Raw genomic sequence first — 12,118 nt, 5'->3', positions numbered from 1 at the left:
CAAAATCACCAGCAGCAGTTTAACAGACGGATATCACTTCCACACGTATCTTTGAATCATCGTTCACAAAACGAAAACGCACATTCAGGTCATAAAGGTTGGCACCGTAGATGCGCTCTTCATCTCGTCCGCGGCGAAATGATGGCCTGGGGTCATAACTCACAACGTCTTCGATCAGCGCCCTCACATCCGGATACTCCTCTACCGGCAGGGTTGCCAGCTGCGCGGTAGCCTCAAGGCTGAATACCACGTCGGCACGCTCGGTGGGCGCGGATTCTGCCCAGCCGAGCGAAGCCTCCGGCACCGAATCGGCAAACGGCAAATAGGGTTTGATATCTAATATTGGCGTGCCTTCGATCAGGTCGTGGTCGCTGATGCGCAGAACCAGCTGCCCGTTTTTGCGAATCAACCCTTCGTTCCTGACCACTGACAAACCAAGGCTGTTAGGCCTGAAAGGCGAGCGACTGGCGAAGACGCCGATCTTTTTGTTACCGCCTAGCCGTGGGGGGCGAACCACCGGCCGCCACTCGGCACGAATGGCCTCGTGGAACTGAAACGTAAGCCACAGATGACTGGCGGTTTCCAGGCCCCGAAAGGCGTCCTCCCGGTCAAACGGGCTCTGGATCAGCAGCTCAGCATGGGCATGGCGCGTAAGCCCCGGTTGGCGTGGCACCCCGAACTTGTCTTTGAAGCAAGAGTGGGTAATGGCAATGGGGGTGAGGGTGAGAGCCTGGTCTGCCGGTCGGGATTTGTGGCGTGGTCTGGTCATATCATTGCCGGTCAATGGTTCCTGAGAAGTACATTTCGATACGGAACACCACCGAGGCCTGATCTTTGAAACCCTCGTCTCTGGGAAACTCCAGGGCTGGAATCAGTTCCGCAAACAGCCAATCTTCGTACAAGCGATAACGCCATGTGAGATCGGCAAAGTAGGACGTGGTTCGCCACGATGGCTGACTTTCACCAAGGGCCCCCAGCCTGGGGGTGAGGACGGAACGATGGCTGAGCCGTTTACGCGTACTGAAGATTTGTGCTGCCTCAAACTTGCGGTCCTGGTGCAACCACTCGAGCTCCGATGACGTGTAGAAATGCCAGCCGTTGCCAAGTGACCGGTCTGCGCCGAACCATGACCGCGCGCCCCATCCCCGGGTATGGTAGTAGTATACCCGCTGCTGTACATTCAGCGCCCAGGCATCATCCAGTTGCCAGCCCTTGCTGGCGGTGGTTCGCCAGAACATTTCCGGTGGCAATCTCAGGCGGCCGCCCACATCGGTGGACAGATTGATGGCGTCGCCCACCTGTGAAAGGAAACGCAGGGCGCCGGTGGTTTCCGTATCGGTACGGTTGGGCTCTGTGAGTTGTCGGTCCCGTTCCCGTTCACCAAGCGGGATCAGCTCATCGCTTTCACTTTCGATGACCAGGCGTAACTTTTTCTGGGTGGTGGGCACGTCCAGCCGGAACCTCAGCTCCGGTTTGAATTGCGCCGGATCACTGTACTCGGATTCTGCCGCAAACCCGATTCTCAGATAACTCTCATTGTTTGGAAGCGAATGAGAAGATCGGGACAAAGTACGATCTGCCCAGGCGCCAAAGTTCTGGACCGTGCTGCCATGAATGCGCTCCTGTCGGATGACCCAGTTGCTGAAGTTCATCCACCAGGAGTCTTCTGGTTCCGCCCAGTATTCATCGGGTTCAAACGTGTAGAACGAATACGGGAGTGATTCCGGTGCCAGCACATCCGGAATGGCGGAATCTCTTACCGTAAACACGGGCTCTGCTGCATGAGCGAGCGATGAGACCAGCAACGTATAAAGTAAAAGCGGGGCGGCCAGATGTCTCGGCCGGGGCTCCTTAACGAAACTCAAACAGGAACCGATTATGCAATTCACAAACCTGGCGCTCCACATCCTGTAAAGGGCGGTTGTTGTCGATAACAGCGTCTGCCCGTGAACGCCGCTCATCCCTGGCCATCTGCGCAGCCATAATGCGCTCTACCTGAACCCGGCTATTATCGTCCCGGGCCATGGTGCGTTCAATCTGAATGTGTTCGGGCACATCAACCACCACCACGCGATCCACCAGTTCATGTTGGTCGGTTTCCAGGAGTAATGGCGAAACCAGCAGTACATAAGGCTGGGAATAGGGGGTTTCTGGTGATTGCAGTTGCCTGACTAGCTCCTCGCGAATGACCGGATGTAACAGGCGTTCGAGCCAGTTTCTCTCTTCCGGATTCTCAAACACCCGCTGCCGAAGCGCTGCCCTGTCCAGTGCGCCGTCTGCCTGCAGAATGTCGCGGCCAAAGTGCTCAGCAATCGCGGCCAACCCAGCCGTTCCAGGCTCAACCACCTCCCGAGCCACATCATCTGCATCCACCCAGTGCACACCCAAATCCCCAAAGATGCGCACCACCGTAGACTTCCCGGAACCAATCCCGCCAGTTAACCCAACGATCTTCAAGCATCAAACTCCCAAAAACCCAAACCAAATCGCCTGAATCTCCGCCCCAAACCAAAGTCCCAACAACCCAGCCGCCGCCAGATAAGGCCCAAACGGAATCGGCACCTCACGCCCATGTTTTTTGAACACCATCAGCGCAATACCAACCACCGCCCCCACCAGGGACGACAGCAAAATCACCGCCGGCAACAACTGCCACCCCAACCAGGCACCCAGAGCCGCCAGCAGCTTGAAATCCCCATGACCCATGCCTTCTTTGCCAGTCACCAGCTTGAATAGCCAGTACACCGACCAAAGCGACAAGTACCCGGCAACGGCACCCCAGAAGGCACTGTTAAAATCTGTCAGCACACCAAAATAGTTCAACACCAGGCCGAGCCACATCAGGGGCAGGGTAATGCTATCTGGTAGCAACTGCGTGTCGAAATCGATCATCGTCAGCGCCACCAGGGCCCAAACCAGCAGCAAGGCCCAAAGCGCCGCTTCCGTTGGTCCCAGCAAAGCGATGGTCACCACTGAGAAGATCGCTGTGATGGCTTCAATAATCGGGTAGCGTGGTGAAATCGACGTTCCACAAGAGGAGCACTTGCCCCGCAGTACTAGCCAACTGATCACCGGAATATTCTCCCAGGCCCGAATCTTATGACCGCAGGATGGGCAGGTGGAGGCTGGCTTGGAGAGGGAAAGGGGTGTTTCCTGCTTGCGCTGCTTTTCCGGTACCTCCAGAAACTCTTCACACTGGCAACGCCATTCCTGCTGCATCATTTTTGGCAGGCGTAAGATGACTACGTTCAGGAAGCTGCCGATGCAGAGGGAGAATAGGGTGACGGTTAGGTATAGGAGCCAGGGGGTGGAGAGGAATGGGTCTAGAGAGGGCATTCAAAAACTCATTGATAAGATTGATTGAGTGCCTGCTCCCCGGAAAGGGCGGGGAGCAGGAAAGGGCGGGTGCTTAGCCAACAACCTGGCCCATTTGGAAGATTGGCAGGTACATGGCGATGATCAAGCCGCCTACCAGTACACCCAGAACCGCCATAATCATGGGCTCCATCAGAGCAGTCAGGTTGTCAACCATATCGTCAACCACGGCTTCGTAGTGCTCGGCGACTTTGCGCAGCATTTCGTCCAGGTTACCGGATTCTTCCCCGATGGCGGTGAGCTGCACCGCCATCACCGGGAAAATGTCCTGCTGTTTCATGGTTGTTTGCAGTTGGGTGCCACTTGAGACATCGTTTTTGATTCTCATGATGGCATCCCGGTATACCGCGTTACCGGTCGCTCCGGCAACGGAGTCCAGTGCGTCCACCAATGGAACACCGGCGGCGAAGGTGGTAGAGAGCACTCGGCCGAACTTGGCGACGGCGGATTTGTCCAGGATTTCGCCAACAACTGGCAGCTTGAGGACATATTTGTCCACTATGTCAGAAAATTTCTGGGAGCGTCGTTTGGACTCTTTGAATAGGAAAATGGTACCCACAATGCCAAGCAGCACAACAAACCACCAGGTCTGCAGCCATTCGGATAGCCTTACTACCATTTGAGTGAATACCGGCAAGTCAGCCCCGAAGCCCTGGAACAAGCTCTCGAACTGGGGAACCACCTTAACCAGCAATATGGCAGTTACCACAATAGCAACCACAATAACCGCAATCGGATAAGTCATGGCCTTTTTGACTTTTTTCTTGAGCAACTCCGTCTTCTCGAGATAGGTGGCTATCCTGTCCAGCATCTGCTCAAGCGCACCGGCCTTTTCACCCGAATCCACGAGGTTGCAGTAGAGGTCGTCAAAATGTCTTGGGTGCTTGCGCAGGGCAGAAGCAAAACCGGTACCGGAGGAAATATCATTCCGGATACTCATCACCAGTTCCTGCAAGCCTTTGTTCTCAAGTCCGTCCGCCACAATATCGAAGCTCTGAACTAACGGTACGCCTGCTTTCATCATAGTGGCCAGCTGGCGGGTCAGCATCGCAATATCAAACGGCGTGATCTTCTTGCTGCCACCAAACAACGGCTTGGGCTTCTTCTTAACCTTGTCCGGGATAATGCCCTGCTTACGTAGCTGGGCTTTAACAAGAGCCAAGTTTGAGCCCGTGAGCTCTCCCTTAGTCTTATTGCCCTTCCGGTCTTTGCCTTCCCAAACGTACGATTCCAGCTTCTGCGCTTTTTCTGCCATGCTTAATCCTTCGTCACGCGGTTGGCTTCCTCAAGGCTGGTCACCCCTTCCATTACTTTCAGAAGGGCGGATTGCCTCAGGTTGCGGAAGCCTTCTGCCTGCGCTTGTTTTGCAATTTTTATGGAACTGGCCTCTTCCATAATCATGCTCGCCAGTTCTTCGGTAATCTTCACCACTTCGTAAATACCGACGCGGCCTTTGTATCCACTAGAGCATTTATCACAGCCCTTGGGGCGGTACAACGTGAAGCCTGTATCAATTTGTTCTTGTGTGAACCCTTCCTTCAAAAGCACGTCTTTGGGCACATCTGCTGGCTGTTTGCAGCTGCACAGGCGCCGGCCCAGGCGCTGTGCGATGATCAGGCTAACGGAGGTGGCAATGTTGAAGGCAGGCACGCCCATGTTCATCATTCGAGTCAGAGTTTCGGCAGCGCTGTTGGTGTGCAGGGTTGATAACACCAGATGTCCGGTTTGTGCCGCCTTGATCGCAATGTTGGCGGTCTCCAGATCCCGGATCTCACCCACCATGATCACATCCGGGTCTTGCCGCAGGAAGGCCCGGAGGGCTTCAGCGAAGCCGAGGCCCACTCTGGTGTTTACGTTAACCTGGTTAATGCCTTCCAGGTTAATTTCCGCTGGGTCTTCCGCCGTGGAAATGTTGATGCCCGGAGTGTTCAGAATGTTCAGACCGGTGTACAGGGAAACGGTTTTACCGGAACCGGTTGGCCCGGTTACCAGAATCATACCCTGGGGCTGAGCCAGGGCATCCATATACAGTTGCTTCTGGTCTTCCTCGTAACCTAGCACGTCGATGCCCAGCTTGGCCTGGCTGGGGTCCAGAATCCGCAGAACAATTTTTTCGCCCCACAGGGTGGGCAGCGTGTTCACCCGGAAGTCGATGGCCTTGGTCTTGGACAGCTTCATCTTGATCCGGCCGTCCTGGGGGATACGGCGTTCGGAGATATCCAGCTGCGCCATGATTTTCACACGAGCGGAGATTTTCGGGGCGAGCTTGATGGAGGGGCGGGAAATCTCTTTGAGGATGCCGTCTGTCCGGTACCGAACTCGATAGATTTTCTCATAAGGCTCGAAGTGAATATCGGAAGCACCACCACGAATGGCATCAAGCAGCATCTTGTTCACGTACTTAACAATCGGGGCGTCATCTACTTCTGTAGCGCTTACTGCACCGTCGTCGTCCTGGTCGCCGCCCTCAGTTTCGACGCCCTCCAGGTCGGCATCGTCCAGGTCACCCATGGTGGTGTCCTGGGATTCGAGGTACTTGTCGATGGCAGCGCGAAGTTTGGCGTCGTCCACCAGAATCGCATCGGTGCTTAAGCCGGTGTTGAACTTGATTTCATCCAGTGCCTGAATATTTGTGGGGTCTGATACGGCGATGAACAGCCTGTTGCCTCGTTTATACAGGGGCAGGGCGTTATGCTTCCGCACCAGCTTCTCGTCAACCACCTTTTCCGGCATCATTTCCGGCAGGAAAGAATCCAGGTCCAGCACTGACACGCCGAACTCCATGGCAGCAGAAAACGCCAATTTGGAACTGTCCGCAAGGTGGTTCTGGGTGAGGTAGGTGATCAGCGGAATGCGGTTCTGGGAAGCCTGAAGGAATGCATCCTTGGCGGTATCTTCGTCCAGAAGCCCGTCATCTACAAATCGACGGGCCAAGCCTGTCAGTGTCACGTTTCGGTTGTTGCTCGCCATAAATGCTCTGAGGAAAGTCTTGTAAGTGGCTGAAACTCGTCTTTATGAACACAGAGTTTAGATGCATGGCCGGGGTTTGGAAAGCGGGGTAGGTCTCAGGTTTGATCTTTCTCAAAGACATGTCGTTGAAATGTGCTGGTCGATTTGTGTTAGGGGATGGGTGACAAAAAACGTCACTCCTGGACGTGATGGGGCGAGTTTGCTGTAGGTTTGCTGTGTGTGATGTGCTTCACATAAAGTCGCAACACCCTGAATGCACGTTTATTTTTAACATTATCTTGCAATTGGCACGCTGGCTGCTTAGCTTATTGCAGGCTCAGCGCGGCTGACGGGAAATATGCCTGACGGTCAGAGCTTTGAAAAAGAAACGACAACTCTAGAGGTCGATAACATGCAAGAAATCAAAATGAATCATGGTCAGAAGGGTTTTACCCTGATCGAACTGATGATCGTTGTGGCGATCATTGGTATTTTGGCGGCTGTGGCTATTCCGCAGTACCAGGACTACACCGCACGTGCTCAGGTTTCACGGGTTGTTGGCGAAGTCAACGCACTTAAATCCAACGCGGAAAGTATCTTTAATAACGGCGGCCAGATTGGTAATGTAGACGATTTGGACACGGATCCGCGTACTATTGGCGTCGGCTGGACGGGGTCAAACCTGGTCGCTGGAGCCAACACCGCTCCAAACTTTGGTCTGAACATCGAGGATGGCGATTCGGCTACTATGTCTTGGAACGTTACGTTGGGTACTGACGCTTCCGCAGCTGTGCGCGGTGCGATCATCACAGTTGCTCGGACTGCCAACGGTGCTTACACCTGTGAGATCACTGCGCCAACAACTGGCAACGGCTGGAAGGATAGCTATGCACCCGCTGGCTGCCCAGTAGAAGCTGACTAAGGTGATCTGAAAAAGATCATGGACAGGCACTAGCCTGACCAGATCCCCAAAGGCCCGGTGGTTCCGACCCCGGGCCTTTGTCGTTCCTGGCTTTCTATTTGCTGCGTCTGATTCGGGGTTATGACAAAACGGCGGCGGCATTCCACCGTGAATTGTGGATATCTGCCGATAGTCTGATTTGAGAAAGAAGGGGAGGGAGCCTAAGCCGCTCGTCGTCGCCGTCCAGGATTTCGGTAATCCTGGTAACTGTCCTCAAACGTGGTCGCCCGGTGGCACCACCGTTCTGGGTCCAGATTCAACCGTTCCAGAATCGGCAGCGCCTTCTCATTCATAGCGCCCCGTTTGTCCTGCAATAGCTTCCGCTAGATTAAAGGTTGGGTGAATGCTCTCTTTAATGCTTGTGTGGTCGGAAGTCTCCGGTGTTTCTGCCATGGCAGCGCGGATTGGGTTCAGGTCGACGTAGGCCATGCAGGAAAGGAGGGCTTCCTCGGTGTCCAAGGCTTGGGATTTAAAACGGCTTTCCCACCAATTTGACGGGATCAAATTGGAACAGCCGAAGGCTGGCCCCGCAGGGGTGATGGCCATGGATGGCCATCATATAAAGTGCCCGTGCACTCGTCTTCCCCGTTGGCCTGCCTCGCAATCGGCTCATTCAGGCATTTCATAAACCAGCTCAAGTCCGCCAACCGCTGCCGAAAGGTTTCAGCGTACTCCTCCACTCGCCGAAGCTCGGTCGCACACAACTCATCACCTCGATGGCACCGCTGTACCAGAGGTGGCCCTTTATAGAGGCTGCACCAGCGCGCCAGCACCTCATCTATGCTCCACGGTTCCACGTCATCCGGGCTGAGCTTCACCACCAGGTGGTAGTGGTTCGACATCACCGCATAAGCGGCAACATCTATCGCGAACACAGATGCCAGAAGCCGGATTCGCTCTTCAATCCATCCTCGCCGGTGTTCATAACAGCGCCCGGTGGCGCGGTCTTTTCCGCACAGGAAGGTGCGGCGCACGCAGCGTGAGATTACGTGGTAGAAGGGGGTGTCTGAAACGCTGACCAGTTCTGCTCTGGCTTTGGGCATGGTGGAGTCCTTGTCTTCCGTGACTGTTGACATGGTCATATCATGCATCAGTAATTTAAAGCTGTATATATGTACAGCACCTTGTTGCCGGATATAACTGGCTTATAAATGTTATTGGTTCGGGTGTTCCACTCAGTGGTATAGTTTGCGTATGATAAGGATCTTCAGAACGAAAACGTTTTATCGATGGACGCGGAAAAACGGAGTGAGCGATGATGATCTCCGCCAGGCAGTTATGGAAATGAATGAAGGTCTGATAGATGCGGATCTTGGAGGTGGAGTTTTTAAGAAAAGGATTGGATCGCACAGTCATGGCAAGAGAGGTGGCTCGAGAGAGCTTGGTGCCACCAACTTGGGTGACCGTTGGTTCTTTGTGTTTGGGTTTGCCAAGAACGAACGTTCAGACCTGTCGGCCAGGGAGTTGCGAGCACTAAAGGCGTTGGCAGCAGATTTGTTGCAGTACTCAGACCAAGAGCTGCAGAAAGCTCACATAAGCAAAGTGTTGAAAGAGATTACTTATGGCAACCACTGAAAGAGACAACCGGCTGTTGAATGAAATTCGAGAAACAGCATTGGACCTCCATGCCGTTGGGCTAATAGGTAAACGGCGACTCGGCGAATACGAAGAGCTGTGTCGCACTGACAGTAGAGAGCTCCCGCCGGAAGAAATCCGGAATATTCGCAGCCAGACCCGTATGAGTCAGGCTGTGTTTGCTGCCATTCTTAACGTGAGTGTTTCAACCGTTCAGAAGTGGGAGACGGGCGAGAAAAAGCCTGCCGGAGCATCGCTGAAATTGTTAAACCTTGTGAGAAGAAAGGGCATCGAGATTTTGTATTTATAATTCCTATCAACCATGCAATCGTGGACAGGCACAACCTCGTCAAACATGGCCCCCATCTTGCTGAACATGTCCGAGTGACCACTCAGCGAGACAGAGCAATGCCAAAGCACACCAAAGGTTTCACCCTTATTGAGTTAATGATCGTTGTTGCGATCATCGGCATATTAGCGGCAGCCGTCATTCCGGTTTATCAGGGGTACGCCGTGAAAACCCAAATCGGGCAGGCGGTTAGCGAGCTTGGCGCCTATCGCTCAGGATTCGAGTCTAATACAACGGGTACTTCTGGTATCAATAACCAGTCTCTCGGTTATAGCCCGTCAAACCTGACCACAGGTGATATTGCTACCGAAATAGGCACCTTGAATGCTGACGGATCTGGTCACCTGCAAGTGACCATGGGGGGCAATGCACACCCGAACCTGGCAGGTGTAATTCTTCGATTCGAGCGCACTGTGGCCGGCGAATGGCGGTGTGTTATCGATAAAACAGCCGCTAGCCAATGGCGGGCCAGCTACACACCAGCAAATTGCACCGTGCTCTGAAGTTGGGGTAGCCCCCTCTGTCAGCCTAATTGTCCTGTAGGCTGCCAGAGGGGTCTGACCCCAATGTTGTTATTCGTAGGTGCAGAAATAGGCCGTATCTACGTCAGCCTTCACCTTGAAACTGGTGTTGGCCGCTACTTCAAAGGCATCGCCGGCCCCGTAGCGGGTCCAGCTATCGCTACCCGGAAGCTGAACGGTTAATGCGCCGCTGACAACGGTCATCACTTCTTTTTTACTGGTGCCGAACTCGTACTCACCGGAACTGATCACACCTACGGTTGCAGGCAGAGACTCGCCTTGGAAGGCAATGGATTTTACTTTGCCGTCGAAGTATTCGTTTACGTTTAACATGGTCATTACCCCTTATTTATCCAAACTGCCGGTTCAGCCAGGTATTGATGTCACCAGACTCATACATCCATTGCTTTTCACCCTGGTCATTGGTAATCAGCAGGCAGGGCACTTTAACGGTGCCGCCGCCTTTCACAAGATCCTCACGATGCGCCGGGTCGTGTTGTGCGTCACGCAGCTCGATATTCAGCCCCAGCCGGGCTATCTCTTTGCGAACCTTGATGCAAAACGGGCAGGCCCGGAATTGGTAGAGCGCCAAGTTTTCGGTGGCCTTATCAATCTCTGCTTGCTGCTCAGGCGAACGGATGATGGCCTTCGGTGTACTGAGTTTCTCTGAAAGCAACATAAACGGTGTTAGAGCCAGCCGCAGCAGGCGGAAAAAAGCGCGGATAATCATTCGCATAATAAAACCTAAACTATTTGGAAATGAGCGTATGTGCTGGAAACAGGGCGGCAAGGATACCACGGCTAAAAATTTGGGGTCAGACCCCAAGACATTTCACCCCATCAAATGTTCTGGGGTCTGACCCCAAACTGGGATGGCCAGCCGCGCTACTAGAAGCGGTAGCTTAATCCCAGCAGACCATAGTGGGCCCAGGCAAAGGTGTATACGCTGTCGTTATCTGCTCCGCCTTCCAGGGTTCGGTAGCCGAGCCGGCCTTCCAGTTGCGGTGACAGTTGATAGGTTACGGCCACGGCGGCATCAATCGCCCGGCCCTGGGGCGCGCCAAGGCCCTCCACGTCAAACTCCAAAGCCCAGCGCTGAGCAAAAGCCCGGCGGGCCCGGAAAGACAGCAGTGGTACTACGCCAAGGTCTGGGTCATCGGCGCTTGTGGTGCCCTGGCTGAGTCGAACATTGGCATCGCGCACTAGCAGCGTGGCCCCCGCGCTTAGTTTCCAGTCGCCATGCTCTGGCCAGTGATATCGCCAGCCCAGCCGGTAGGTGTTGAACTTATATACACCCTTTACGCTGCTTCCTGCCTCAAACGTCTCGCCGGCAAAGCGCACATCGTCGGGCAGCTCACCGTGGCCATAAGTGCGTAATGGGGCATAAAGAAGACTGACAGAATGCTTGTCAGATAGCTGGTAGGCCAAATGCACCCGCAAATACGGGTCGGCTCCCTGGCCAGTCAGTTTCAGGAGGTCAAAGCGATCTCCTGAGCTGTCGTTCGGTATCTGAACATCGTTGCGGGAAAGCCAAACGGGCCCGGTTTCGACCGTTAACGTCCAGTCACGTGTTTCATCAGCTGCGGCCGGTGTCGATAGAAAAGCGCTTACGGCCATTGAGAGGGCAAAAAGAAAGGGGCGTGCCATAACGATTAGCTCCCGCTCAAAATTTGGGGTCAGACCCCAAGACATTTGGTGACCTGAAATGTTCCGGGGTCTGACCCCAACTTCACGGGAAACCCGACGTTCCGTCCGCTTAGCCAAGGCTACCTTGTTTTGATACCGGCAATCACGTAATACTGGAACGTCCAACAAAGGTGCGTTTTCTGTACATTGGCTACTTGAGGTTCCAGTCATGAGCGGGCGCCAGCCTTCTTTCCCAACTGATGTGCATAGGTCGATGAAGCCAAACCGCGACAAGGCGCTCATGCTTGCCCAGCGAGCAGTGTCGGTTTTTGTATGCGTTGCCGTGCGAATCATGAAGGAATGAAGGGTTCACAAAACTCGCACACCCACCCGTGCAACATGCTCAAGCAAGTCTTGGTTCTCTACCTGATGTTCCAAAGCCAGATCGACTTTCCAAGGCAGTAGCAGATCATCAATCTCCAGTTCCAGGTTATTGAACCTCCGCCAGGAGAGTGTTGGCGCGGTGAGCATTAAATCGATATCCGAGTTATGGCGATAGTTGCCCTTGGCGCGGGAGCCATAAAGAGTCACTTGTTCTATTTCAGAGTATTTTTCGAAGAGCGCTTTGAGGCTGTTAATAACGCGGCTCGGTAAGCCGAATTGATCTGCTTGCGGAGACGTTTCAGGCAAGGTCATGCTTCTCTGCCTCTTTGTCCATCCTGCCTTTCAAGGTCAGACAGGTCACGTGCCTGGCACAGCTTC

15 protein-coding genes are annotated in these 12,118 nt (G+C 54.0%); 4 read left to right on the top strand and 11 right to left on the bottom strand.

Translation table 11 applies throughout. From position 1 onward, the window contains the following. Positions 1–19: 19 nt before the first annotated feature. From tsaA to pilB, 6 genes are all read right to left on the bottom strand, one after another. Entirely contained in the window at positions 20–769 is a 750-nt protein-coding gene (gene tsaA, locus QUE75_RS13455; RefSeq protein WP_286250908.1) for a tRNA (N6-threonylcarbamoyladenosine(37)-N6)-methyltransferase TrmO, read from the bottom strand. Between the two features lies 1 nt (position 770). After that, the gene (locus tag QUE75_RS13450) at positions 771–1,769 is read right to left on the bottom strand and encodes a hypothetical protein (protein WP_286250906.1); all 999 of its coding nucleotides are present in this window, start codon (positions 1,767–1,769) and stop codon (positions 771–773) included. Between the two features lie 82 nt (positions 1,770–1,851). After that, positions 1,852–2,457 carry a dephospho-CoA kinase gene (coaE, locus tag QUE75_RS13445; protein WP_286250903.1) on the bottom strand — a complete coding sequence of 202 codons (606 nt, stop codon included), beginning with the start codon at positions 2,455–2,457 and terminating at the stop codon, positions 1,852–1,854. A gap of 3 nt (positions 2,458–2,460) precedes the next feature. Then, positions 2,461–3,336, bottom strand: a complete 876-nt coding sequence (locus tag QUE75_RS13440) for a prepilin peptidase (protein WP_286250901.1) — start codon at positions 3,334–3,336, stop codon at positions 2,461–2,463. Between the two features lie 73 nt (positions 3,337–3,409). Beyond that, entirely contained in the window at positions 3,410–4,630 is a 1,221-nt protein-coding gene (locus QUE75_RS13435) for a type II secretion system F family protein (RefSeq protein ID WP_106695042.1), read from the bottom strand. A 2-nt stretch (positions 4,631–4,632) separates the two neighbouring features. After that, positions 4,633–6,345 (bottom strand): type IV-A pilus assembly ATPase PilB, encoded by a 1,713-nt coding sequence (gene pilB, locus QUE75_RS13430; RefSeq protein WP_286250896.1) that lies wholly within the window; start codon positions 6,343–6,345, stop codon positions 4,633–4,635. 406 nt (positions 6,346–6,751) lie between these two features. Between pilB and QUE75_RS13425 the strand changes: the two genes are divergently transcribed. Continuing rightward, positions 6,752–7,246 (top strand): pilin, encoded by a 495-nt coding sequence (locus tag QUE75_RS13425; RefSeq protein WP_286255698.1) that lies wholly within the window; start codon positions 6,752–6,754, stop codon positions 7,244–7,246. 539 nt (positions 7,247–7,785) lie between these two features. On the opposite strand, the gene QUE75_RS13420 is transcribed toward QUE75_RS13425, so the two are convergent. Next, on the bottom strand, positions 7,786–8,361 hold the full coding sequence (locus tag QUE75_RS13420) for a transposase (RefSeq protein WP_286250894.1): 576 nt from the start codon (positions 8,359–8,361) through the stop codon (positions 7,786–7,788). Positions 8,362–8,533: 172 nt separating this feature from the next. Between QUE75_RS13420 and QUE75_RS13415 the strand changes: the two genes are divergently transcribed. The 3 genes from QUE75_RS13415 (at position 8,534) to QUE75_RS13405 (ending at position 9,712) form a co-directional block, all read left to right on the top strand. After that, the gene (locus QUE75_RS13415) at positions 8,534–8,860 is read left to right on the top strand and encodes a type II toxin-antitoxin system RelE/ParE family toxin (protein WP_286250893.1); all 327 of its coding nucleotides are present in this window, start codon (positions 8,534–8,536) and stop codon (positions 8,858–8,860) included. After that, entirely contained in the window at positions 8,847–9,170 is a 324-nt protein-coding gene (locus QUE75_RS13410) for a helix-turn-helix domain-containing protein (protein ID WP_106763123.1), read from the top strand. The genes QUE75_RS13415 and QUE75_RS13410 overlap by 14 nt, the downstream gene beginning before the upstream one ends. 98 nt (positions 9,171–9,268) lie before the next feature. Then, positions 9,269–9,712, top strand: coding sequence for a pilin (locus QUE75_RS13405; RefSeq protein ID WP_286250887.1), 444 nt, complete (start codon positions 9,269–9,271; stop codon positions 9,710–9,712). A 69-nt stretch (positions 9,713–9,781) separates the two neighbouring features. On the opposite strand, the gene ppnP is transcribed toward QUE75_RS13405, so the two are convergent. From ppnP to QUE75_RS13385, 4 genes are all read right to left on the bottom strand, one after another. Then, positions 9,782–10,063, bottom strand: a complete 282-nt coding sequence (gene ppnP / locus QUE75_RS13400) for a pyrimidine/purine nucleoside phosphorylase (protein WP_286250885.1) — start codon at positions 10,061–10,063, stop codon at positions 9,782–9,784. A gap of 16 nt (positions 10,064–10,079) precedes the next feature. Further along, positions 10,080–10,466, bottom strand: a complete 387-nt coding sequence (locus tag QUE75_RS13395) for a glutaredoxin family protein (protein WP_286250883.1) — start codon at positions 10,464–10,466, stop codon at positions 10,080–10,082. Between the two features lie 152 nt (positions 10,467–10,618). Continuing rightward, complete coding sequence (locus QUE75_RS13390; RefSeq protein WP_286250881.1) at positions 10,619–11,377, bottom strand: hypothetical protein; 759 nt, start codon at positions 11,375–11,377, stop codon at positions 10,619–10,621. Positions 11,378–11,725: 348 nt separating this feature from the next. Continuing rightward, entirely contained in the window at positions 11,726–12,052 is a 327-nt protein-coding gene (locus QUE75_RS13385) for a nucleotidyltransferase domain-containing protein (RefSeq protein WP_286250878.1), read from the bottom strand. Between the last annotated feature and the right edge of the window lie 66 nt (positions 12,053–12,118).

Origin of the sequence: Marinobacter shengliensis (assembly GCF_030297115.1) — a bacterium.
In the GTDB taxonomy this organism is placed as follows: domain Bacteria; phylum Pseudomonadota; class Gammaproteobacteria; order Pseudomonadales; family Oleiphilaceae; genus Marinobacter; species Marinobacter shengliensis.
The sequence above is the reverse complement of the archived record's forward strand: the minus strand, read 5'-3'. Positions and strand labels throughout refer to the sequence as shown.